The following is a 21,039-nucleotide window of genomic DNA, read 5'->3' as shown; positions in this document are numbered from 1 at the left end:
TTTGTGCATCCCGAGCGTTCGGGTTCTACGAGGACTGCGTGTCTAAAGGTATTGCGTTATCGGTTCTGGCGTCGGTGCTGTTTGCCGTCATGTATTTCTACACCTCGCTGCTGGCGCCCCTGACCGGGGTGGAGATCTTCGGCTGGCGGATGTTGCTGACCCTGCCCTGCATGACCCTGTTCATGCTGCTGGCCGGTGAATGGCATCGGGTCGACGAAGTGCTGCGCCGGGTGCGCAGCAAGCCCGTGCAGGGCCTGGCGCTGCTGCTGTCATCGGCGCTGCTCGGGGTGCAGCTCTGGCTGTTCATGTGGGCACCACTCAACGGCCACAGCCTGGACGTATCCCTGGGCTATTTCCTGCTGCCGCTGACCATGGTCCTGACCGGGCGCATCGTCTATGGCGAACGTCTGTCGCGGCTGCAGAAGCTGGCAGCGGTGCTGGCCTGCATCGGCGTGCTCAACGAGCTGTACCAGGTGGGCAGCTTTTCCTGGGCGACCCTGGTGGTGGCCCTGGGCTACCCGCTGTATTTCGTCTTGCGCAAGCGCCTGGGTACCGACCATCTGGGCGGCCTGTGGGTGGACATGGCCCTACTGATGCCGGTGGCACTGTGGGTGGTGCAGAGCGGCGAACAGGGCATTGCCGTGGTCGCGGCCCAGCCCTGGCTGTACCTGCTGATTCCTGTGCTGGGGGTGATCAGTGCCTCGGCGCTGGTGTGCTACATCATTGCCAGCCGCTTGCTGGCCTTCAGCCTGTTCGGCCTGCTCAGCTATGTGGAACCGGTACTGCTGCTGTTGGTGGCGCTGCTGCTGGGGGAAAGCATCAAGGCCGGGGAATGGCTGACCTACGTGCCGATCTGGCTGGCGGTGCTGGTCCTGGTACTCGAAGGTGTACGCCATCTGCTGCGCCAGCGCCGGGTCTGAGCCCGGCTGCGGGGGTATCTCGCGTGCATCAAGGCCTGCGGTACGGGCTCAGGGCTTGATCTGCTTCAGTTCGTTGAGCAGGGCCAGCAAGGCCTGCATCTTGTCTTCGCCGAACTGCTGCTGGATCTTCTGGTAGTTGATTTCCATGTCGCCGCTCATGGATTCGAAACAGGCCTGGCCCTTGTCGGTCAGGGTGATGAACAGGCGGCGCTGGTCTTCCGGAGACTTGCGCCGGCTGACGTACTGATCGCGCTCCAGGCGGGTCAGCACGCCGGTCATGCTCGGCGGCAGGATGCAGGCCATCTTCGCCAGCTGATGGCTCTCCAGCTCGCCGTTCTGGCGCAGGATGCGGATCACCCGCCATTGCTGTTCGGTCAGGTCGTGCTGGTTCAGCGAGGGACGGAAAAACGCCATGGCGGCCTCACGGGCCTGCAGCAGGGTCAAGGTCAGGGAAGGTCTGGGTGTGTTCATCGAGGCATCGGTCGGGGGCTGGGAATCGGGGGCGAAACATTAACACATTCACAATCGCCAACCGACAGGCAAAATAAAGCCCGACCAGAAACCTCCTGATCGGGCCTTGGACTCAAGCGTGCCGGGGCTTACTCGGTGGCCAGTACACCACGACGCACTTGGTCGCGTTCGATCGATTCGAACAGTGCCTTGAAGTTGCCCTCGCCGAAGCCATCATCGCCCTTGCGCTGGATGAATTCGAAGAACACCGGGCCCATCAGGGTTTCCGAGAAGATCTGCAGCAACAGGCGCTTGTCGCCGGCTTCCGAAGAACCGTCCAGCAGGATGCCCCGCGATTGCAGCTCGTTGACCGGCTCGCCGTGGTTCGGCAGGCGCCCTTCGAGCATTTCGTAGTAGGTGTCCGGTGGTGCGGTCATGAAGCGCATGCCGATCTTCTTCAGGGCGTCCCAGGTCTTGACCAGGTCGTCGGTGAGGAAGGCCACGTGCTGGATGCCCTCGCCATTGAACTGCATCAGGAACTCCTCGATCTGCCCGGCACCCTTGGACGATTCCTCGTTCAGCGGGATGCGGATCATGCCGTCCGGAGCGGTCATGGCCTTGGAAGTCAGGCCGGTGTACTCGCCCTTGATGTCGAAGTAGCGGATCTCGCGGAAGTTGAACAGTTTCTCGTAGAAACCGGCCCAGTAGGCCATGCGCCCGCGGTACACGTTGTGGGTCAGGTGGTCGATGATCTTCAGGCCCGCGCCCTTGGGGTTGCGGTCCACGCCTTCGAGGAACACGAAGTCGATGTCGTAGATCGAGCTGCCCTCGCCGAAACGGTCGATCAGGTACAGCGGCGCGCCGCCAATGCCCTTGATCGCCGGCAGGTTCAGTTCCATCGGGCCGGTTTCAATGTGAATCGGCTGGGCGCCCAGTTCCAGGGCGCGCTTGTAGGCCTTTTGCGAATCCTTGACCCGGAACGCCATGCCGCACACCGACGGGCCGTGCTCGGCCGCGAAGTAGGAAGCGACGCTGTGGGGTTCGTTGTTTAGGATCAGGTTGATCGCACCCTGGCGATACAGATGCACGTCTTTGGAACGATGGGTCGCGACTTTGGTGAAACCCATGATCTCGAAGATCGGTTCGAGGGTGTTGGGGGTGGGCGATGCGAATTCGATGAATTCAAAGCCCATCAGGCCCATTGGGTTTTCGAAGATATCTGCCATGGTTGGCGCCTCATCATATTTTTAGAATTAACGGATCGTTAGTTGCTAGCAATGCTGAGGAGGGACGGTGGCGCACAGGAGATACCGCGCACGCTGCGGGCGAGGAAGTCACCATAGATCAGTTGAAACCCGAGAATCTTCATTTCGACCCTGTCTTACAGGCTGGGGGGCGAGGCTTCTGCTGCCAGAAGACTTTATTATTGTATGCGTAACCGGATTCTACACAGCGTAAAAGCCTTTGTCCGCATTCTCTATAAAATCGCCTTTTTTGCCCCGCCCGCAAGGGGTTTGTTGCACTGGTAGATACCGCCGAGAATCAGCGCCCCGCCCAACCCCATCACCGGGCTCAACTGTTCTCCCAGCAAGAGCGCGCCTAGGATCACCGCCGTCAGCGGATTGAGGGCGATGAATACACCGCAACGGGTGGCACCGATCCGCCGCAAACCGTCGTAATACCAGATATAGGCCAGCGCCGAGCCCAGCACGCCCAGGTACAGCAGGCTCAGGCACTGGGCCAGGTTCAGACGGGCCACCGCCTGCAGGTCGAACTCGCCACGGATCAGGGTGACGGCGCAGAGCATCAGGGTGCCCAGGAGGATCGAGTAGGTCACGGTTTGCAATGAACCCAGGCTGAGGTTCAGCCCCCTGGAGAACAGCGAGTACACGCCCCAGCCCAGTACGCAGCCCAGAATCAGCAGGTCGCCGCGCCAGCCCCCGGCCTGCGCCGCCAGGGCCGAAGGGTCACGGCTGCAGATCACCAGGGCCGCGCCACAGAGGCACAGGGCAATGCCCAACAGCTTGCGCCGGCCCAGGCGCTCCTTGAACAGCGCCCAGGACGCCAGGGCAATCACTGCCGGGTTCAGGGCCACGATCAACGATGCCCGAGAAGCCTTGACCTGCTCCAGGCCGAGGAAGAAACACAGGTTGTAGAAGAAGATCCCGAAGAACCCCAATAGTGCCAGTTGGCCGAACTGCCTGAGGCTGGGCCGCACCAGGGGAATGCGCGCCACGGCCATGAAGCCGAGCAAGGCCAGGCTGGCCAGCAGGAACCGCAGGCTGGCGGCCAGCAAGGGCGAGAGCCCGCCGGCCAGGTAGCGCCCGGCAACGAAGGTGCCACCCCAGATCATGGTGACTGTCGCCAGGCGGCCATACACCGCCAGGTCCCGGTATTCGCCCGCCAGGGGGCCGCTGATATGGCTATCACTCATGGTCAAGACGCTCTGAGGCAATGGGTTTGTGCTGCACGGACATTTTTTGTCTAATGCCTGATCATCGTAAAATGAGCTTTTACTCATGACCCTGACCCAGCTGGAGATCTTTTCCCTGGTGGCCGAACTCCAGGGCTTTACCAGCGCCGCCACGCGCCTGGGCATCACCCAGTCGGCGGTGTCCCATGCCATCAAGTCACTGGAGCAGGAGCTGCAGGTGGACCTGTTTCACCGGCACCAGGCCCAGGTCGAACTCACCGACATCGGCACCCAGCTGCTGCTGCGCGCCCGGGCCATGCTCGGCCTGGCGGCGACCCTGGCCCAGGAAGCCGCGGATGCCCGGGGCATGAAGCGCGGCACCTTGCGCATCGGCTCGTTCGGCCCCACCTCGTCGATCCGCCTGCTGCCCCGGATTCTTCACGACTACCGCCGCGAATATCCGGACATCGAAGTGCACATCGACGAAGGCCCTGATCGCCAGGTCCTGCAATGGCTGGAAGAACGACGGGTGGACCTGGGCTTCGTGGTGTTGCCCCAGGAGCGCTTCGACACCGTGCCACTGGTCGAGGACCAGTTGCTGGCATTGATTCCAGCCAGCCACGCCCTGGCCAGCGAAGCGCGACTGCGCCTGGAGCAACTGTGCCATGACCCCTTCGTGCTCACCGAAGCCGGCTCGGCGGAACTGGTGTCACGCCTGTTCATCGGAGCGGGCCTGCGGCCCAATATCCGCTACCGCAGCACCCAACTGCTGAGCACCCTGGAAACCGTGGCCCGCGGCGATGCCTTGAGCATCGTTGCCGAATTGTCCCTGCCCCAGGCCGCGGACCCGCGCTACACCAGCCGTCCCCTGGAGCCTGCCGTGCGCCGCCAAGTGGGTGTCGCGATGCTCGACCGCCGCCAGGCGTCGCCGGCGGCCCTGGCCTTCATCCAGCACGCGCAGCGCCTGTATCGCCGGTAAAAGCCGGCTATCCTGCGATGATCAAAATAACCGCAGGGGCCATGCCCCCGGTGCCACCCTCCCCCTCGCCCGCCGACAGGTCCGATCCATGCCCCTGACCGCCAAAGGTCCATTGAAGCGCTCTACCCGTACTTTCTGGACATTGCTGGCCATGCTTCTTCCCATCGGGCTCGGTGCCCTCATCCTCTACGCCCAGGCAGAACGAACATTGGAGCACAGCAGCCTGGAAACCGCCGAGGAGGCCATCCGCCAGTTCGACCTGATGCTCGACAACACCGACATCGCGGCCAGGGCGCTGCTGCCCCAGGTGGGCCGTGACTGTGATGAAGTCCGGCAACTGGCGCTGCGCGAACAGGTCACCCGCCGGCCCTTCGTGCGCTCGACCAACCTGGTGTGGCGCAACAACAACTATTGCAGTTCCCTGCTCGGCAGTTTCGCGGTCCCGCTCAACCCCCTGGACTATGTGGACGGTCGCCTCTGGCTCATGAGCGGCAACCCCGTCACCCCCGACACGGCCCTGCTGGTCTATCGCTGGAGCGAGGGCGATCGCGCCGTCCTGGCCACCATCGACGGCTATCACCTGACCAATGCCCTGCGCCTGATCAGCCGCTTCGCCGACCTGCAATTGCAGGTCGGCGGGCATTGGCTGTCCAGCGACGGTCGTGTCCACGAGGGCAGCCCGCCACTGGCGGCCGTGGCCAGCCAGCAACTGAATTCATCGCGCTATCCCTACAGTGTCAGCTCAGGGTTTCCCGAGGGCGATGTGTGGAACTACATGAAGAGCCAGTACCCTGCACTATTCAGCCTGCTGGTGTTTTTCGGCGCGGCGGCGGGTGTGCTAGCCCACTGGCTGCAAAAGCGCTCCATCTCTCCCTCCCACGAGCTGCAACGGGCACTGGGGGCCCACGAGTTCATTCCATACTTTCAACCGGTGGTGCGCGGGGACACTCTGGCGTGGGCCGGCATCGAAGTCCTGATGCGCTGGCAGCATCCAAAAGAGGGGCTGGTGCGCCCAGACCTGTTCATCCCCTTCGCCGAGCATTCGGGGCTGATCGTGCCCATGACCCGCTCGCTGATGCAGCAGACCCAACAAGCCCTGGCGCCCCATGCCGAGCACTTTATCGATGGTTTCCATATCGGTATCAACATCACCGCCAGCCATTGCCATGACCTGCAGTTGCTGGAGGACTGCCGGGAATTCCTGGCCGGCTTCCCTAAAGGCAAGGTGATCCTGGTGCTGGAGTTGACCGAACGCGAACTGATCGAGCCCACGGCCACCACCCACCAACTGTTTGGCGCCCTGCATGACCTGGGTGTGATGATCGCCATCGACGATTTCGGCACCGGGCATTCCAGCCTGGGTTATCTGCGCCAGTTCAATGTGGATTATTTGAAGATCGATCAGAGTTTCGTCGCCATGATCGGTGCCGACGCACTGTCCTTGCATATACTCGACAGCATTATCGAACTCTCGGCAAAACTCGATCTGGGCATTGTCGCCGAAGGTATTGAAACTGCAGAACAGCGGGATTATCTCGCAGCTAAAGGGGTGGATTTCCTGCAAGGTTATTTATTCGGACGGCCCATGCCCAGTGCCGAGTTTGTTGCAGCCCTGGCGCGCCATTAAATAGCCATACCCGAACAAAAAGTGCTGGATCTAACAACTCGGGGCTTGCACCAATTTGAATCAATTGGTCAATATCGGATTTAACAAGAACAACCTGATTTACTCTTGAGGCATTAACTACTACAATTTTTCCCGCCTGTACAAGATTCACAGGTAGGCCACTTAATCGAGCCTTAATCGGCTCATGGCTTATAGCTTTGTTTGTGGTTTGTATCAGCCAAATAGACTATTGGAGTGAAGATATTGTCCAGACTTGCTGAATTTCGTGCTGCAGAAAAAGCACTTCAAGAACAGCTCGCGCAGCTTGAATCCCTGAAAAACGACGCCGGGCTCAAGAAGGAAATCGAGTTCGAAGAAAAGCTCCAGGCCCTGATGAAGTCCTACGACAAGAGCCTGCGTGACATCATCGCCATCCTTGATCCCAACCAGGGCAAAGCCGGGCTGCCACAGGCCAACGCCCCCAAGCAGCGCCGTGCCCGCGTAGTCAAGGTCTACCAGAACCCGCACACCGGCGAACTGATCGAAACCAAAGGCGGCAACCACCGCGGCCTGAAAGCCTGGAAAGAACAGTACGGTGTCGCCACTGTGGATTCCTGGCTGCGCGCTTGAACAAAGCCGCACCCCGAAAAAGGCCCTGCATATGTAGGGCCTTTTACATTGATTAAGAAAATTCTTATTACGCCTTGCATCTAAGGGAAGAGCCTGGCGAGATCCCACCCCTCGCCCTGGCCGATACATCAAGCAATAACGTCTGATTCCCGAACAACTTCAGGCTTAATGCCTTTTCGTTAACGAACGGGTAACCCGCAGAAAGCGAACCGACTGGGTCAGATTTTTCCTTAAAGTTTAAGGCCGTTTCGTACAGCGAGTATTTCATCCCGACTGCCGGCAAAAGCCGCAGCCTGGCCGGCGTATGAAAGTACATAAGCCTTATCCCCATCCAGTGCCGCCACCAATGTTTGCGAGAGCACATGCCGGCCATTCTGGGTAATGGTGCAAGTAGTCTCCAACGCCTCAAGGCGGCTCAACTGGGCGGCATGAATCTTGTTACAGACACTCTGATAACCGCCCTGGGCAAAGTCCTTTTGCACCGACTTGCGCATTTCCAGCAATACCCCCTGCAAATTGACTACATGCCCAGTGTCCACCTGAGTCATGGTCAACTCCATGACCATGAGTGGATTGCCAGCGGCATCGCTCTTGACCGCTCTCTGCCGTGACACCTTGCCGGCCTCTTGGCCTTCCTGGGCCGGCAGCGGCTCCACTGTCCAACCCTGGGGCCAGGTCACCTGCGGCTCGGCCTTTGCAACACCGGCCAGCGCCAGTAGCAACAGAGCTGCGGCGCGGAACTTAAACGACTCGATCATGCGTTTGCACACTGAGAAAAAGGGGGGCTGGAAGTCTGAGCCCGGCGCCAGGAATGGGCAATAGATCAGGAGCTTTGGGTTTGGCGCCAGCCGACTCACTTGCGTATCATTGCCCGATCCCAAGGATGTCCGAACCATTGCCAGCCAAGGCAGCTTGCCCCGGCAAGCAGCCTTCGTCGCACTTTCTTCTGGAGGGCCCATGAGCCTCAACGAACTCAACACCTTTCCCGGCGTGACCGCCCAACCCGATGCGGCCACTGCCCGTTTCGTGTTCAACCACACCATGTTGCGCGTCAAGGACATCACCCGCTCCCTGGACTTCTACACCCGGGTCCTGGGCTTTTCCCTGGTGGAAAAACGCGACTTTCCTGAAGCCGAGTTCAGCCTGTACTTCCTGGCCCTGGTGGACAAGGCACAGATCCCGGCAGACGCTGGCGCGCGAACCGAGTGGATGAAGTCGATTCCCGGCATTCTCGAACTGACCCACAACCACGGTACCGAAAACGATCCAGCCTTCGCCTACCACAACGGCAACAGCGACCCGCGCGGCTTCGGCCACATCTGTATCTCGGTACCGGACATCGTCGCCGCCTGCGAGCGCTTCGAGGCCCTGGGCTGCGATTTCCAGAAGCGCTTGAACGATGGCCGGATGAAAAGCCTGGCCTTCATCAAGGACCCGGATGGCTACTGGGTCGAGATCATCCAGCCAGCACCGCTGTAAAGCTGTAAACCTATTCAGGTGCGAAGCCGGCCGGTGTAGAAGCTGAATTGTCAGCGCTCCCCTTCTCAAGGGCGGCGCATGACCCTGCGGCCACTTCAGCGGCAAGCCGGCGCCTCTCGGTACAGCAATAAAAAACCCCATGAGCCAGGCTCATGGGGTTTTGTTTTTTAAGCGACCGATCAAGCTGGTGCTGAGGTGCGGATCAAGTGATCGAATGCACTGAGAGAAGCCTTGGCGCCCTCGCCCACGGCTATCACGATCTGCTTGTAGGGCACCGTGGTGACGTCACCTGCTGCAAATACCCCAGGCAAGGAAGTCTCGCCGCGGGCATCGACGATGATCTCGCCACGAGGTGACAACTCGACGGTGCCCTTGAGCCAATCGGTGTTGGGCAACAGGCCGATCTGCACAAAGATGCCTTCCAGGTCCACCGTGTGGAACTCACCCGAATCACGGTCCTTGTAGGCCAGGCCGGTGACCTTCTGGCCGTCCCCCTTCACCTCGCTGGTCAAGGCGCTGGTGATGACTTTGACGTTGGGCAGGCTCAATAGCTTGCGCTGCAACACCGCATCCGCCCGCAGCTTGCTGTCGAACTCCAGCAGGGTCACGTGGCTGACGATACCCGCCAGGTCGATGGCCGCTTCGACACCGGAGTTGCCGCCGCCAATCACCGCCACACGCTTGCCCTTGAACAGCGGGCCGTCGCAGTGCGGGCAGAAGCACACGCCCTTGGCCTTGTATTCCTGCTCACCCGGCACGCCCATCTCGCGCCAGCGGGCACCGGTAGCCAGGATCACCGACTTGGCCTTGAGGCTGGCGCCGCTTTCGAACTGGATCTCGTGCAAGCCGCCGACTTCCTTGGCCGGCACCAGGGCGCTGGCCCGCTGCAGGTTCATGATGTCGACGTCGTACTGCTTGACGTGCTCTTCCAGGGCGGCAGCCAGCTTGGGCCCTTCAGTTGCCTGCACCGAGATGAAGTTCTCGATCGCCATGGTGTCCAGCACCTGGCCACCGAAACGCTCGGCAGCCACACCGGTACGGATGCCTTTGCGAGCGGCATAGATGGCTGCCGAAGCGCCCGCTGGCCCCCCGCCGACCACCAGCACGTCGAAGGCTTCCTTGGCGTTGAGTTTCTGCGCCTGCTTCTCCACCGCACCGGTGTCGAGCTTGGCGAGGATTTCCTCCAGCCCCATGCGCCCCTGGCCGAAGTTCACGCCATTGAGGTAGACACTGGGCACCGCCATGATCTTGCGTTCATCGACTTCGGCCTGGAACAGCGCACCATCGATGGCCACGTGACGGATGTTGGGGTTGAGCACCGCCATCAGGTTCAGCGCCTGGACCACGTCCGGGCAGTTCTGGCAGGACAGCGAGAAGTAGGTTTCGAAATTGAACTCGCCCTTGAGCGAGCGGATCTGCTCGATCACCTCGGCACTGGCCTTGGAGGGATGGCCACCCACTTGCAGCAGGGCCAGCACCAGGGAAGTGAATTCGTGGCCCATGGGAATACCGGCGAAACGCAGGCTGATATCACTTCCCGGGCGATTCAACGAGAACGAAGGCTTGCGCGCGTCGCTGCCGTTATCGAGCAAGGTAATCTGGTTGGAAAGACTGACAATGTCTTTGAGTAACGCGAGCATTTCCTGGGATTTCGCACCGTCGTCGAGGGAGGCTACGATCTCGATCGGCTGGGTGACCCGTTCCAGGTAAGACTTCAACTGAGCTTTAAGATTGGCGTCCAACATACGGGCGATCTCCTGTTTTGATTCGGTAGAAAAAACAACGCCCGAGCGAATCTCGCCCGGGCGTTGTTTGAGGGCGGTGCAGCTGACTTAAGTGCGGATCACCGCCCTTGGGTAATGCATGGACTTAGATCTTGCCGACCAGGTCCAGGGACGGAGCCAGGGTGGCCTCGCCTTCTTTCCACTTGGCTGGGCAGACTTCGCCTGGGTGAGCTGCGACGTACTGAGCGGCCTTGATCTTGCGCAGCAGCTCGGAAGCGTCACGGCCTACACCGCCGTCGTTGATTTCAACGATCTTGATCTGCCCTTCAGGGTTGATCACGAAGGTGCCGCGGTCAGCCAGACCGGCTTCTTCGATCAGCACATCGAAGTTGCGGGAGATGGCCAGGGTCGGGTCGCCGATCATGGTGTACTGGATCTTGCCGATGGCTGGCGAAGTGTTGTGCCAGGCAGCGTGGGCAAAGTGGGTGTCAGTGGAAACGCTATAGATCTCGACGCCCAGCTTCTGGAATTCGGCGTAGTTGTCGGCCAGGTCTTCCAGCTCGGTTGGGCACACGAAGGTGAAGTCAGCCGGGTAGAAGAACACGACAGACCATTTGCCTTTCAGATCGGCGTCCGACACTTCGACGAATGCGCCGTTTTTGAATGCGGTAGCTTTGAAGGGTTTAACTTGGCTGTTGATGATAGGCATCGTTGACTCTCCATCAGTGGTTGAAAACATTGGGTGAAAACTTGATGGGGAGAATCCTAACCAATGAATCGCTGCTTGGCTCATTGGCAAACCTGATGCTGCCGATTGGTTTTGGCTATCAGCCGACAGTATTAATAGAAGAAACCTTAATCTACTGTTGCACCGGTTTTTCACCCAGGCGCGCCATGCCCATGAACGGGTTGGCCTCGACGTAGCGCATGGCGGACTGCATGTCCTTCCAGCCGACATAGCTCATCAGCGACTTCAGATCCCAACCGCTGCGGTGCGCCCAGGTGGCGAAGCCCCGGCGCAGGGAATGGCTGGTGTAGTGTTCGCCAGCGATACCGGCACGCTCCAGGGCTTGGCGCAGCAGCGCGATCACGCTATTGGCGTGCAACCCCTTCTCGCTCAGGTGCCCCCAGCGGTCGATGCCGCGAAACACCGGCCCGCGCACCAGTGCCGCGCTGTTGATCCACTCGATATAGGCCTGCACCGGGCACAGGCGTAGCAAGGCCGGGGTGTGAAAGGTCCGCCCAAGGTTGTCGCGGTCACTCTTGCTGCGCGGCAGGTAGAGGCTGATGCCCGCCCCGGCCACCGCTTGCACATGCTCGATCTGCAAGCGGCACAGTTCATCACTGCGAAAGCCGCGCCAGAAGCCCAGCAAGATCAGCGCCCGATCACGCCGGGCACGCAGCAGATCCCCATGGCGGTCTTCAGCCGCGGCACTCGCCACTTCCTCATCTAGCCAGGCGACGACCTGCTCCAGGTGCTGCAGCTCCAAGGGTTGCGCCTGCTTTTCCTGTACCGGGTGCAGCGCGCGGATACCCTTGAACACCTGGCGCACCACCGGTGCCTTGGTCGGGTCGGCAAAGCCCTGGCTGCTGTGCCACTGGGCCAAGGCCGACAGACGCAATCGCAGGGTATTGATCGACAGCTCACCGGCATAGGCGGCCAGGTAGCGGGCCACGCTTTCGGCCGTAGCCGGAAGGAAACCGCCCCACTGCACTTCGAAATGCTCGATGGCCGCCCGATAGCTGCGACGGGTGTTGTCGCGGGTGGCGGCTTGCAGATAACGATCCAGCTCGCTCATGGCAGCTCAACTCAGGCAAATGTACGGCGATGGCGGGCGAAAGCCGCCCCCAGCGCCTATCACACGGGGTAATACCATAATATCCCATGTCAGTTTCAGGCTTTTGATAATTCCGCACTTACTGTACAATTCCAGGCAATTACATACCACGTAACACAGTACAAAATCGTCGGAGGATGCATGGCTCGCGGAGGCATAAACAAGGCGGTGGTGAAGAAAGCGCGTCAGGCGATTCTTGCCCGCGGCGAACACCCCAGCATCGACGCAGTGCGCATTGAAATGGGCAATACCGGCTCGAAAACCACCATCCACCGCTATCTCAAGGAACTGGATGACGGAGCCAGCCGGCGCGACAGCGGCCCTGCCCCCCTGGACCAAGAACTGGGCGAACTGGTCGGGCGCCTGGCGCAACGCCTGCAGGAACAGGCCCAGGAGCCCCTGGAGCAAGCCCTCGCCCACTTCGAAGAACGGAAGCAGGCGCTGGAACACCAGCTGAACCAAGCCCACCAGCTTCAGGAGCAGTTGCAACAGCAGCTGCAGATTCAGGCCAGCGCCCTGGCCGGGGAAAGCGCCGCCCTGCAAGACACTCGCTCCATGCTGCAGAGCGAACAGACCCGCAACGCCGAACTCAACCAGGCGCTCAAGGGCCTTGAGCTGCGCCTGGAGGACAAGGAGCAGCAGATCCACTCCCTGGAGGAAAAGCACCTGCATGCCCGGGACGCCCTGGAGCATTACCGCGCGGCCAGCAAGGAACAGCGCGAACAGGAGCAGCGCCGCCACGAAGGGCAGTTGCAACAGCTCCAGATGGAGCTGCGCCAGGCCCAACAGAACGCGCTGGTACGCCAGGACGAGATCACCCAACTGCATCGCGATAACGAGCGCCTGCTCAGCGAACAGCGCGCCATCCACAAAGAGCTCAAGCAAGCCCAGGATTCCGCCAGCAAGAATTCGGCGCTGCAGGCCCGCCTGAGCGAACAGGTCGCCCGCCAGGACAGCGAAAGCACCCTGCTCCAGGAACGCCTGCGCGTTGCCCAGGAAGAAGTTCAGGCACTCAAGGAACAAACCAGGAAACAGGCTCGATCGAGCAAGGAGATGGAGTTGCGCGCCACCAAGGCCGAGGCCGGCCTGGAGGCGTTGCGCCTGGCTGCAGCCACCAAGGCCCAGCCAGACGCACCTGCGCAGGCTTGATCAGCCCGCGACAGGCGTACGCATGGTGACGAACTCTTCGGCGGCCGTCGGGTGCACGCCGATGGTTTCGTCGAAGTCACGCTTGGTCGCCCCCGCCTTCAGGGCAATGGCCAGGCCCTGGACGATTTCACCGGCATCCGGGCCGACCATGTGGCAACCCAGGACCTTGTCGCTGTCGGCGTCCACCACCAGCTTCATCAGGGTACGTTCCTGGCAGTCGGTCAGGGTCAGTTTCATCGGCCGGAAGCGGCTCTCGAAGATCTGCACCTTGTGCCCCGCTTCTCGTGCCTGCTCTTCGGTGAGGCCGACAGTACCGATGTTCGGCAGGCTGAACACCGCCGTAGGAATCATCTGGTAATCCACCGGACGGTACTGCTCGGGCTTGAACAAGCGCCGAGCCACGGCCATGCCCTCGGCCAGGGCCACCGGCGTCAGTTGCACGCGGCCGATGACATCGCCAATCGCCAGGATCGACGGCTCACTGCTCTGATACTGCTCGTCCACTTCGATGAAACCGCGCTTGTCGAGCTTCACGCCGGTATTCTCCAGCCCCAGGTTGTCCAGCATCGGCCGGCGCCCGGTGGCATAGAACACACAATCGGCGGCCAGCTTGCGACCATCCTTGAGGGTGACCTCAAGACTGCCATCGGCCAGCTTGTCGATGCGCTCGATGTCGGCATTGAATTGCAGGTCCAAACCACGCTTGGTCAGCTCCTCCCGCAAGTGCTTGCGCACTGCGCCGTCGAAACCGCGCAGGAACAGCTCGCCGCGATACAACAGCTGGGTATCGGCGCCCAGGCCATGGAAGATCCCGGCAAACTCCACCGCGATATAGCCACCGCCCACCACCAGCACGCGCTTGGGCAGCTCCTTGAGGAAAAAGGCCTCGTTGGAACTGATGGCATGCTCGCGCCCCGGGATATCCGGGATCTGCGGCCAGCCGCCGGTAGCGATGAGGATGTGCTTGGCGCTGTAGCGCTGGCCGTTGACCTCTACCTGGTGCGGATCGATCAGCTTGGCGTGGCCTTCATGCAGGGTCACGCCGCTGTTGACCAGCAGGTTGCGGTAGACGCCGTTGAGGCGATTGATTTCGCGATCCTTGTTGGCGATCAGGGTCGCCCAATTGAAATTCGCCTCGCCCAGGGACCAGCCGAAACCCGAGGCCTGCTCGAAGTCTTCGGCGAAGTGTGCGCCGTACACCAGCAGCTTTTTCGGCACGCAGCCTACGTTGACACAAGTGCCACCCAGATAGCGGCTTTCAGCGACCGCGACCTTCGCACCAAAACCCGCTGCAAATCGCGCGCAGCGCACACCGCCGGAACCGGCGCCAATTACATAAAGATCAAAATCGTAGGCCATTTCACTCTCCCAGGCAGGCTGACAAGCATAACCGCAGATGGCGATCGGGTCAGCGCAGAGGATCTACATAAGGGCGACAAATGAAAAAGCCACCCGAAGGTGGCTTTTCCGAAAAACCCGTACAGCAGCTATCAGTAAGCCTTGCCGGTCTTGTAGAAGTTCTCGAAGCAGAAGTTGGTTGCGTCGATGTAACCTTCGGCACCACCGCAGTCGAAACGCTTGCCCTTGAACTTGTAGGCCATCACGCAGCCGTTCTGCGCCTGCTTCATCAGGGCGTCGGTGATCTGGATCTCGCCACCCTTGCCCGGTTCGGTCTGCTCGATCAGGTCAAAGATGTCCGGCGTCAGGATGTAGCGACCGATGATCGCCAGGTTCGACGGTGCGTCTTCCGGCTTTGGCTTCTCGACCATGCTGTGAACGCGGTAGATGTCGTCACGGATCATTTCGCCGGCAATCACGCCGTACTTGTTGGTTTCCTGCGGATCGACTTCCTGGATGGCCACGATCGAGCAGCGGAACTGCTTGTACAGCTTGACCATCTGGGTCAGTACGCCGTCGCCTTCGAGGTTGACGCACAGGTCGTCCGCCAGCACCACGGCGAAGGGTTCGTCACCGATCAGCGGGCGGCCAGTCAGAATGGCGTGGCCCAGGCCCTTCATTTCGGTCTGGCGAGTGTAGGAGAACGAGCACTCGTCCAGCAGCTTGCGGATACCGACCAGGTATTTCTCCTTGTCGGTGCCCTTGATCTGGTTTTCCAGCTCGTAACTGATGTCGAAGTGGTCTTCGAGGGCGCGCTTGCCGCGGCCGGTCACGATGGAGATTTCATTCAATCCGGCATCCAGCGCTTCTTCAACGCCGTACTGGATCAGTGGCTTGTTCACCACCGGCAGCATTTCTTTGGGCATGGCTTTAGTCGCTGGCAGGAAGCGAGTACCGTAACCGGCTGCTGGGAACAAGCATTTCTTGATCATATGAGTCCTTAAAAAGGCTGTGTGTACGAGTTTCGGCGCAGTCTAATGAGGGCGCGAGCGCCTTACAATGCCCCGCGCTGGCTAACCGCTGCCATCATAGAGAAATAAAGTGCCAGATAGTTCCGCAGCATCCTCCAGATAGCCCGCCAGGTAAACCTCCATCACCGCGCAGCGCTTGTAAACCGGCACCTGCACAAGGTTGCCGGAATGCCCCAGGTCCCGACCAGGCACAGCCTCGACCCAACGGCCAAGGCGGATAATCCAGGCTTCATGATGGCACCGTTTTCGCCCGGGCGATGTTCGCCTGGAGGCACTACAAGCCCCTCATCCAGAGGGGCTGCGGCACTTTTGCAGGCCTGAGGAGGACTAAGGTGATGCGCTGTACCGAAATGGCCATTAGCTATAGCATCGCCACTGGCATGCCCGGCCACTTCACCCCCTCCCCCTCAGATGACGAAATCCCCCATGAACAGACTTTTCACTGTCACCGCAGTACTGGCCCTGAGTGGATGTGCCACCGCCTCCAATACCTACCTGGCCAATGGCGAACAAGGCCTGAGCATCGATTGCTCTGGCGAGGCCAGCTCCTGGGCCAGCTGCTACGAGAAAGCCGAGGCGTCCTGCGCCGGCACCGGCTATCGGATCGTCAGCACTGTCGGCACGCCCGCCACCAAGGAAAGCGACAAGACCCTCGGCGTCGATGTTGGCAACTATAAAAGCCGCAGCGTGGTGGTGGTCTGCAAGTAGAAGGCGCACGCCCTCTACATATGAATTTCGGCGAACTTGATACCCAGGCCACGAATGGTTTCGATCAGGTCGTCGAGACGGCAGAAAGACTCCACCTCGTCGCTGTCGTCCACCAGAAAATAGCTGCGCCCGGCGCTCTTCTTGAAAAACACAATCCATTCCCCTGAATTGGCGGGGTTCTGGATCACGTGGGTGGCAGAGATCAAGCCCTCTGCATGCTTTGCCCTGACATCTTCCCGCTTCATGCTTTCTCCCAAAAAATCGATGCCGCCCAGGCGTGAGCCCGGGCGGCACCGGCAACAATGGGCGCTAGTTTATCGGATGCCCTGGCCTATCAGCACGCCTTCTACCGTCTGACCGTACAAATTCACCCCGTCATTGGCGTGGAACTTGACCCGGGTCTTTTCGATGGAACCCTCCACCAGGCGCGGGTCCTGCGGCCGCTCGTGGCTGTTGACGAACGCCGCCACGTCCCAGGCCTGCTGATCGCTCAGGCTGCCGCCCTTGCCCAGAGGCATGTTGTGCTTGATGAAGGACGCTGCGGTATTGATCCGGTGCATCCCTGCACCCCAGTTGTAGGAATCCTTGCCCCAGAGCGGCGGCATCACGTAATTCGCACCAACCTTCTGGCCCTGGCCGTTGTCACCGTGGCAAACCGCACACTGCGCCTGATACACCGCCGCCCCCTGCCTGAGGTCGTAGCCTTTGGCGGGCTGCGCCACGTCGGGATACCCGCGTCCGGGCAGCTCGACGCCAAGCGGCGCCTTGCTCGCCAACCAGTAGGCATACACCGACAGCGCGGTAATTTGCGGGCTGTCCGCCGCCGGCGGCTTGCCACCGTTCATGCTGAACTGAAAACAGCCTTGCAGGCGCTCGGCAAAGGTATTCACCTTGTCGTTCTTCTTGCGATAGGCCGGGTACATCGGATACGCGCCCCACAGCGGCGCCGAGTTGGCCAGGCGCCCCTGATCAAGGTGGCAATTGCTGCAATTGAGACCGTTACCAACGAACTGCGGCGCCAGGCGCTTGGTATCGACGAACAGGGCGTAGCCTTCGCGTACCAGCTTGCCGTAGGCATTATCCGGCAGCTCGCTTTCAGCCGGCGGCTTGAAGTACTCGACATGGGCCGAAGCGCTCGGCGCCGGGATCTGCGACTGGTCCTCCATGGCGACGGTGGCCGCCTGGACCTGAATCGCGAGCAGGCTCAGCAGCACCCCTGAAATCAATGGTTTCATGGGCGCGCCTCCTGGGAGTTCAAGGTTGCAAAGTAGTCCGCCACGGCAGCCACTTCTTCGGCGCTCAGGGATTTGGCGATATGCCCCATCAGGTCATTGGGGTCGTTGTGGCGAGTACCTTCACGCCAGGCGTTGAGCTGTGCCACCAGGTAGCTGGCAGGCTGCCCGGCCAGGGGTGGGAAGGCGGTACCGACGCCCACGCCACCCGGTCCGTGGCAACTGACGCACTCGGGCACTTGCCGCTCCCAGGCACCGCGCAGGGCCAGGCGCTCACCGACACCGGTGGCCACCTGGCTACGGCTGACAGGAACCAGCTTGGGCGCAGGCATGGCGGCCAGGGTCGTGGTAACTGCGGTGATTTCCTCTTCACTCAAGGCCTTGGCCAGGGGTTGCATCACAGGGCTGGTGCGGGCGCCGCTGCGAAAGTCGTGCAACTGCTTGCTCAGATAGCCCGCCGGCAGCCCGGCCAGGCGCGGAAACCCGGCCGGCGCCAGGCCCATGCCATCGGCGCCATGGCAGGCCAGGCAAGCCGTCGCCCCCGGCTGGGCCCCTCCCTGGGTAAAGACTTTCTGCCCCTCCACGGCATGGGCAGTTTGAACCAACAGCAGCATCAGGCCACTCAATAGCATTCGATCCAGTGGGATCATATGAACTCCATTATTCTAGTTATATGCTTAGACCTGCATGGCATAAGCACACAAATAGTAGGTCAATTGATCCACCGGGACAACGCGAAATTGCCCCGCGCCTATCGAATACCGAACAGCAAAACAAGGTTTTACCAGGCGAAAAAAAGCGGCTAATCGCCGCAGTGCAACAAGGCTTCTGCCCACGCAAAAGCAACCCCGGGCCGCGCTTGGCGGCGCTATCCGGGGCCTGGGGCAAAGTCTGGAGAAGGGATGCAATAGGGCAACCGGGGCCGGTCACCCGCAGGGAGCAACGGCTTAGCCGGAGATACAGTCTTCACCGGCCTTGCGCACATCCTGAGGGCGCAAGGGGTTGTTGCTCATCTGCTCGTGCAGCTTGATGCTGCTGCCACCGGAACGCGCTTCAATGTAGAACACCGCAGCCGGGGCCGGCGACAGGCTCTGGGGCACTAGTACCCGAAAGCCGTCCTTGTGCGGCTCGACCTGCAGCGCGCCGCGGCTGCCGGAGAGCTTGTCGGCCAGGCACTTGGCGTATTCCTGAGGCTTCTTGCCGGAAATCACGCTCAGGGTTGGCGGTGTCTGGTTGATGTCCGAGACGCTTGCGCAACCGCCGATGGCCAAGACCAGAACCCAAACCCAGCGCTTCATATAAAAATCTCCAATAAAGTCCCTCCGACAGCAAAGGCGCTGTTTTTCTCCGGAGGCACGGCTTTATCGCCGATAAAAATCCAAATAACTGTTTTAAATTGTCAAAGCTCGACGCCGGGGCCGAATAATACTCCTTTGGGCCTGATAAACTGCGCCACCGCCCACGCAAACGTTTTTTGCTTTTGTAGCTATAGCCCTTCTGGAGGCGCCCATGAAATTCATCCACCAGCGCGAGCACCTGAACGAAGACGATATCGTCGTCATCGAATGCTCCCAGGTCTGCAACATTCGCCTGATGAGCGACGCCAACTTCCGCAGCTTCAAGAACGGCGGCCGTCACACCTATCATGGCGGCGCCTTCGACAAGTTCCCGGCAAAGATCACCGCACCCAGCACCGGGTTCTGGAACATCACCATCGACACCGTCAACCGCCGGCCCATCAGCGTGACCCGCAAGCCGAACCTGACGCATTCGATCCGCATCATTCGCCGCTCCAGCTCGAAACTGCGCTAAGCCCTCCTCTCGCAACAACAGGTAGCCCCGTGCCCCAGACCACCAAGTACGTCATCAAATACAAGCTCAACGGTGAGCGCCGCTTCGAATTCGCCCAGCTGCAGACCGGCTCCGAGGAAGAAGCCCGGGCCGCCCTCGAGGCGCTGCATGGCCAGTCCGACGATGTCATCAGCGACGTCAGCGTCAGCAAGGCCTTGTAGAGCGCCGCTGCGCAACACTGATTCAAGCGCAAGCAACGGAGTGTCGGGCGGCCAGCCGTACCGCAGACTGGCCGGGTTCCCTACCGCCCAGGACACTCCCGCCATGCCTGCCCCCTCGCTACACGATCGCCTGCAACAACTGGATTGGGCCCGCATCGAGCAGGCCCTCGACCAGGATGGCTGCGCCCGTCTCGAAGGCCTGTTGACCCCAACGCAATGCCAGGCCCTGGCCCAGCTTTACCAGAGCCCCGAGTTGTTTCGCTCGAAAGTGATCATGGCCCGCCATGGCTTTGGCCGTGGCCAGTACCAGTATTTTGGCTATCCGCTGCCGGAGCCCGTGGCGCAATTGCGCCAGTTGCTCTACCCGCGCCTGGTGGGCCAGGCCAACCGCTGGAACCGCCTGATGAACATCGACGTCCAATACCCGACGCAACACGCCGCCTTCATCCAGCGCTGCCACGACGCCGGGCAGTTGCGCCCGACGCCCTTGCTGCTGCAATACGGCCCCGGGGACTACAACTGCCTGCACCAGGATCTGTACGGCGAGCACGTATTCCCCTTGCAAGTGGCCTTTTTGTTGTCGCAGCCGGGAAGCGACTTCAGCGGCGGCGAACTGGTGCTCACCGAACAGCGCCCACGCATGCAATCGCGGCCGCAGGTCATTGGTCTGAAGCAGGGTGATGGGCTGGTTTTCGCCGTGCATCATCGCCCGGTAGCCGGAGCGCGCGGGCACTATCGGGTGACCTTGCGCCACGGCGTCAGCCGCGTTCACAGTGGCCAGCGCCATACCCTTGGAGTGATTTTTCACGATGCACTGTAATGATGGTGGCCCAGCCACCCTCGGGCTGTTCAGTGACAGCGACCTGCAGCAGCCTGCCCGCGTCGAGGTCCTGGGCCCACAATCCCGTGTCTTGCGCGGCTTCGCCCTGCCCTGGATCGAAGCGCTGCTGCCGCAACTCGATGCCGTGCTCGCCGCCGCGCCCTTTCGCCAGATGCAGACGCCCGGCGGCTTCACCATGTCGGTGGGCCTCAGCAGTTGCGGGCAACTGGGCTGGACCACCGACCGCAGCGGCTACCGCTACAGCCCCATCGACCCGCAAAGCCAGCGCCCCTGGCCAGCACTGCCCAAGGTATTCCAGGAACTGGCCGAAGCCGCGGCCGCGGCGGCCGGCTTTCCCGGGTTCGCCCCGGACTCCTGCCTGATCAACTGCTACCGGCCGGGGGCAAAGATGTCACTGCATCAGGACAAGAACGAGCGCGACTACTCGGCCCCTATCGTGTCCCTGTCCCTGGGCCTGCCGGCGATCTTTCTCTTCGGCGGCCGGCAGCGCAGCGACAAGAGCCAGCGGGTCGCGCTGCTGCATGGCGATGTGGTGGTCTGGGGCGGCGTCGACCGCCTGCGCTATCACGGAGTGCTGGCCCTCAAGGACGGCCATCACCCGCTGTTGGGCCAGCAACGGATCAACCTGACCTTGCGCCGCGCCGGCTGACGTTGAGAATTCAAGCGCAAGACCCGGAGTGCCGAACGGC

General features: G+C 61.1%; 24 protein-coding genes. 11 read left to right on the top strand and 13 right to left on the bottom strand.

Going from position 1 to position 21,039, the window contains the following annotated elements; genetic code table 11:
* The first annotated feature begins 38 nt into the window (after positions 1-38).
* On the top strand, positions 39-920 hold the full coding sequence (gene rarD / locus KCG88_RS03395; RefSeq protein WP_210711747.1) for an EamA family transporter RarD: 882 nt from the start codon (positions 39-41) through the stop codon (positions 918-920).
* Positions 921-968: 48 nt separating this feature from the next.
* Here the strand turns inward: rarD and hpaR are convergent, their stop codons facing one another.
* The 3 genes from hpaR to KCG88_RS03380 form a co-directional block, all read right to left on the bottom strand.
* Positions 969-1,391, bottom strand: a complete 423-nt coding sequence (gene hpaR, locus KCG88_RS03390) for a homoprotocatechuate degradation operon regulator HpaR (protein ID WP_011061668.1) — start codon at positions 1,389-1,391, stop codon at positions 969-971.
* 128 nt (positions 1,392-1,519) lie between these two features.
* Complete coding sequence (gene hppD / locus KCG88_RS03385; protein WP_047287153.1) at positions 1,520-2,596, bottom strand: 4-hydroxyphenylpyruvate dioxygenase; 1,077 nt, start codon at positions 2,594-2,596, stop codon at positions 1,520-1,522.
* A gap of 251 nt (positions 2,597-2,847) precedes the next feature.
* The gene (locus KCG88_RS03380) at positions 2,848-3,804 is read right to left on the bottom strand and encodes an EamA family transporter (protein WP_210711746.1); all 957 of its coding nucleotides are present in this window, start codon (positions 3,802-3,804) and stop codon (positions 2,848-2,850) included.
* 85 nt (positions 3,805-3,889) lie between these two features.
* On the opposite strand from KCG88_RS03380, the gene KCG88_RS03375 reads away from it, so the two are divergent.
* The 3 genes from KCG88_RS03375 to KCG88_RS03365 all read left to right on the top strand — a co-directional run bounded on the left by KCG88_RS03375 (position 3,890) and on the right by KCG88_RS03365 (position 6,998).
* Positions 3,890-4,762 carry a LysR family transcriptional regulator gene (locus tag KCG88_RS03375; RefSeq protein WP_210711745.1) on the top strand — a complete coding sequence of 291 codons (873 nt, stop codon included), beginning with the start codon at positions 3,890-3,892 and terminating at the stop codon, positions 4,760-4,762.
* 88 nt (positions 4,763-4,850) lie between these two features.
* Positions 4,851-6,389, top strand: coding sequence for an EAL domain-containing protein (locus KCG88_RS03370; RefSeq protein WP_210711744.1), 1,539 nt, complete (start codon positions 4,851-4,853; stop codon positions 6,387-6,389).
* 243 nt (positions 6,390-6,632) lie between these two features.
* On the top strand, positions 6,633-6,998 hold the full coding sequence (locus tag KCG88_RS03365) for a histone-like nucleoid-structuring protein, MvaT/MvaU family (RefSeq protein WP_047337027.1): 366 nt from the start codon (positions 6,633-6,635) through the stop codon (positions 6,996-6,998).
* A gap of 230 nt (positions 6,999-7,228) precedes the next feature.
* Here KCG88_RS03365 and KCG88_RS03360 read toward each other — a convergent pair whose 3' ends face one another.
* Positions 7,229-7,756, bottom strand: coding sequence for a DUF4946 domain-containing protein (locus tag KCG88_RS03360; protein ID WP_210711743.1), 528 nt, complete (start codon positions 7,754-7,756; stop codon positions 7,229-7,231).
* Between the two features lie 199 nt (positions 7,757-7,955).
* On the opposite strand from KCG88_RS03360, the gene gloA reads away from it, so the two are divergent.
* Positions 7,956-8,477 carry a lactoylglutathione lyase gene (gloA, locus tag KCG88_RS03355; RefSeq protein WP_011061675.1) on the top strand — a complete coding sequence of 174 codons (522 nt, stop codon included), beginning with the start codon at positions 7,956-7,958 and terminating at the stop codon, positions 8,475-8,477.
* Positions 8,478-8,656: 179 nt separating this feature from the next.
* Here the strand turns inward: gloA and ahpF are convergent, their stop codons facing one another.
* The 3 genes from ahpF to KCG88_RS03340 form a co-directional block, all read right to left on the bottom strand.
* Positions 8,657-10,222: an alkyl hydroperoxide reductase subunit F gene (gene ahpF, locus KCG88_RS03350; protein ID WP_047287164.1), complete on the bottom strand. Its 1,566-nt coding sequence runs from the start codon at positions 10,220-10,222 to the stop codon at positions 8,657-8,659.
* Positions 10,223-10,346: 124 nt separating this feature from the next.
* Complete coding sequence (ahpC, locus tag KCG88_RS03345) at positions 10,347-10,910, bottom strand: alkyl hydroperoxide reductase subunit C (RefSeq protein WP_011061677.1); 564 nt, start codon at positions 10,908-10,910, stop codon at positions 10,347-10,349.
* Positions 10,911-11,061: 151 nt separating this feature from the next.
* A complete protein-coding gene (locus KCG88_RS03340; protein WP_210711742.1) occupies positions 11,062-12,000 on the bottom strand; it encodes a site-specific integrase in 939 nt (312 codons plus the stop codon).
* 180 nt (positions 12,001-12,180) lie between these two features.
* Between KCG88_RS03340 and KCG88_RS03335 the strand changes: the two genes are divergently transcribed.
* Positions 12,181-13,188, top strand: coding sequence for a DNA-binding protein (locus KCG88_RS03335; RefSeq protein ID WP_210711741.1), 1,008 nt, complete (start codon positions 12,181-12,183; stop codon positions 13,186-13,188).
* On the opposite strand, the gene gorA is transcribed toward KCG88_RS03335, so the two are convergent.
* Together gorA and galU are read right to left on the bottom strand one after the other, a co-directional pair.
* Positions 13,189-14,547, bottom strand: a complete 1,359-nt coding sequence (gene gorA, locus KCG88_RS03330; protein WP_210711740.1) for a glutathione-disulfide reductase — start codon at positions 14,545-14,547, stop codon at positions 13,189-13,191. It lies immediately after the preceding gene.
* A 131-nt stretch (positions 14,548-14,678) separates the two neighbouring features.
* Entirely contained in the window at positions 14,679-15,518 is an 840-nt protein-coding gene (gene galU / locus KCG88_RS03325) for a UTP--glucose-1-phosphate uridylyltransferase GalU (protein WP_011061681.1), read from the bottom strand.
* 465 nt (positions 15,519-15,983) lie between these two features.
* Between galU and KCG88_RS03320 the strand changes: the two genes are divergently transcribed.
* Positions 15,984-16,265: a hypothetical protein gene (locus KCG88_RS03320; protein WP_011061682.1), complete on the top strand. Its 282-nt coding sequence runs from the start codon at positions 15,984-15,986 to the stop codon at positions 16,263-16,265.
* A 14-nt stretch (positions 16,266-16,279) separates the two neighbouring features.
* Here KCG88_RS03320 and KCG88_RS03315 read toward each other — a convergent pair whose 3' ends face one another.
* The 4 genes from KCG88_RS03315 to KCG88_RS03300 form a co-directional block, all read right to left on the bottom strand.
* Positions 16,280-16,510, bottom strand: a complete 231-nt coding sequence (locus tag KCG88_RS03315) for a hypothetical protein (RefSeq protein ID WP_011061683.1) — start codon at positions 16,508-16,510, stop codon at positions 16,280-16,282.
* A gap of 69 nt (positions 16,511-16,579) precedes the next feature.
* A complete protein-coding gene (locus KCG88_RS03310) occupies positions 16,580-17,500 on the bottom strand; it encodes a c-type cytochrome (RefSeq protein WP_210711739.1) in 921 nt (306 codons plus the stop codon).
* The gene (locus tag KCG88_RS03305; protein WP_047337032.1) at positions 17,497-18,147 is read right to left on the bottom strand and encodes a c-type cytochrome; all 651 of its coding nucleotides are present in this window, start codon (positions 18,145-18,147) and stop codon (positions 17,497-17,499) included. The genes KCG88_RS03310 and KCG88_RS03305 overlap by 4 nt, the downstream gene beginning before the upstream one ends.
* Positions 18,148-18,444: 297 nt before the next feature.
* The gene (locus KCG88_RS03300; protein ID WP_011061686.1) at positions 18,445-18,795 is read right to left on the bottom strand and encodes a hypothetical protein; all 351 of its coding nucleotides are present in this window, start codon (positions 18,793-18,795) and stop codon (positions 18,445-18,447) included.
* 211 nt (positions 18,796-19,006) lie between these two features.
* Here KCG88_RS03300 and KCG88_RS03295 point away from each other — a divergent pair, with 211 nt between their 5' ends.
* From KCG88_RS03295 to alkB, 4 genes are all read left to right on the top strand, one after another.
* Entirely contained in the window at positions 19,007-19,309 is a 303-nt protein-coding gene (locus KCG88_RS03295; protein WP_011061687.1) for a DUF1883 domain-containing protein, read from the top strand.
* 29 nt (positions 19,310-19,338) lie between these two features.
* Positions 19,339-19,509: a hypothetical protein gene (locus tag KCG88_RS03290; RefSeq protein ID WP_015635890.1), complete on the top strand. Its 171-nt coding sequence runs from the start codon at positions 19,339-19,341 to the stop codon at positions 19,507-19,509.
* 103 nt (positions 19,510-19,612) lie between these two features.
* Complete coding sequence (locus KCG88_RS03285) at positions 19,613-20,329, top strand: 2OG-Fe(II) oxygenase (protein ID WP_047337033.1); 717 nt, start codon at positions 19,613-19,615, stop codon at positions 20,327-20,329.
* On the top strand, positions 20,319-20,999 hold the full coding sequence (gene alkB, locus KCG88_RS03280) for a DNA oxidative demethylase AlkB (RefSeq protein ID WP_047287174.1): 681 nt from the start codon (positions 20,319-20,321) through the stop codon (positions 20,997-20,999). The genes KCG88_RS03285 and alkB overlap by 11 nt, the downstream gene beginning before the upstream one ends.
* Positions 21,000-21,039: the final 40 nt, after the last annotated feature.

This window comes from Pseudomonas sp. MWU349 (assembly GCF_017947325.1).
Taxonomy (GTDB): Bacteria; Pseudomonadota; Gammaproteobacteria; order Pseudomonadales; family Pseudomonadaceae; genus Aquipseudomonas; species Aquipseudomonas protegens.
The sequence above is the reverse complement of the archived record's forward strand: the minus strand, read 5'-3'. Positions and strand labels throughout refer to the sequence as shown.

Bases quoted from the DNA above. Each gene is read 5' to 3' on its own strand.
- KCG88_RS03320 (WP_011061682.1), top strand. From the start codon at position 15,984: ATGAACAGACTTTTCACTGTCACCGCAGTACTGGCCCTGAGTGGATGT.
- gloA (WP_011061675.1), top strand. From the start codon at position 7,956: ATGAGCCTCAACGAACTCAACACCTTTCCCGGCGTGACCGCCCAACCC.
- KCG88_RS03335 (WP_210711741.1), top strand. From the start codon at position 12,181: ATGGCTCGCGGAGGCATAAACAAGGCGGTGGTGAAGAAAGCGCGTCAG.
- hpaR (WP_011061668.1), bottom strand. From the start codon at position 1,391: ATGAACACACCCAGACCTTCCCTGACCTTGACCCTGCTGCAGGCCCGT.
- ahpC (WP_011061677.1), bottom strand. From the start codon at position 10,910: ATGCCTATCATCAACAGCCAAGTTAAACCCTTCAAAGCTACCGCATTC.
- alkB (WP_047287174.1), top strand. From the start codon at position 20,319: ATGCACTGTAATGATGGTGGCCCAGCCACCCTCGGGCTGTTCAGTGAC.
- KCG88_RS03295 (WP_011061687.1), top strand. From the start codon at position 19,007: ATGAAATTCATCCACCAGCGCGAGCACCTGAACGAAGACGATATCGTC.
- KCG88_RS03310 (WP_210711739.1), bottom strand. From the start codon at position 17,500: ATGAAACCATTGATTTCAGGGGTGCTGCTGAGCCTGCTCGCGATTCAG.
- KCG88_RS03375 (WP_210711745.1), top strand. From the start codon at position 3,890: ATGACCCTGACCCAGCTGGAGATCTTTTCCCTGGTGGCCGAACTCCAG.
- KCG88_RS03380 (WP_210711746.1), bottom strand. From the start codon at position 3,804: ATGAGTGATAGCCATATCAGCGGCCCCCTGGCGGGCGAATACCGGGAC.
- KCG88_RS03300 (WP_011061686.1), bottom strand. From the start codon at position 18,795: ATGAAGCGCTGGGTTTGGGTTCTGGTCTTGGCCATCGGCGGTTGCGCA.
- KCG88_RS03315 (WP_011061683.1), bottom strand. From the start codon at position 16,510: ATGAAGCGGGAAGATGTCAGGGCAAAGCATGCAGAGGGCTTGATCTCT.
- KCG88_RS03305 (WP_047337032.1), bottom strand. From the start codon at position 18,147: ATGATCCCACTGGATCGAATGCTATTGAGTGGCCTGATGCTGCTGTTG.
- KCG88_RS03370 (WP_210711744.1), top strand. From the start codon at position 4,851: ATGCCCCTGACCGCCAAAGGTCCATTGAAGCGCTCTACCCGTACTTTC.
- KCG88_RS03285 (WP_047337033.1), top strand. From the start codon at position 19,613: ATGCCTGCCCCCTCGCTACACGATCGCCTGCAACAACTGGATTGGGCC.
- ahpF (WP_047287164.1), bottom strand. From the start codon at position 10,222: ATGTTGGACGCCAATCTTAAAGCTCAGTTGAAGTCTTACCTGGAACGG.
- KCG88_RS03360 (WP_210711743.1), bottom strand. From the start codon at position 7,756: ATGATCGAGTCGTTTAAGTTCCGCGCCGCAGCTCTGTTGCTACTGGCG.
- galU (WP_011061681.1), bottom strand. From the start codon at position 15,518: ATGATCAAGAAATGCTTGTTCCCAGCAGCCGGTTACGGTACTCGCTTC.
- KCG88_RS03340 (WP_210711742.1), bottom strand. From the start codon at position 12,000: ATGAGCGAGCTGGATCGTTATCTGCAAGCCGCCACCCGCGACAACACC.
- gorA (WP_210711740.1), bottom strand. From the start codon at position 14,547: ATGGCCTACGATTTTGATCTTTATGTAATTGGCGCCGGTTCCGGCGGT.
- hppD (WP_047287153.1), bottom strand. From the start codon at position 2,596: ATGGCAGATATCTTCGAAAACCCAATGGGCCTGATGGGCTTTGAATTC.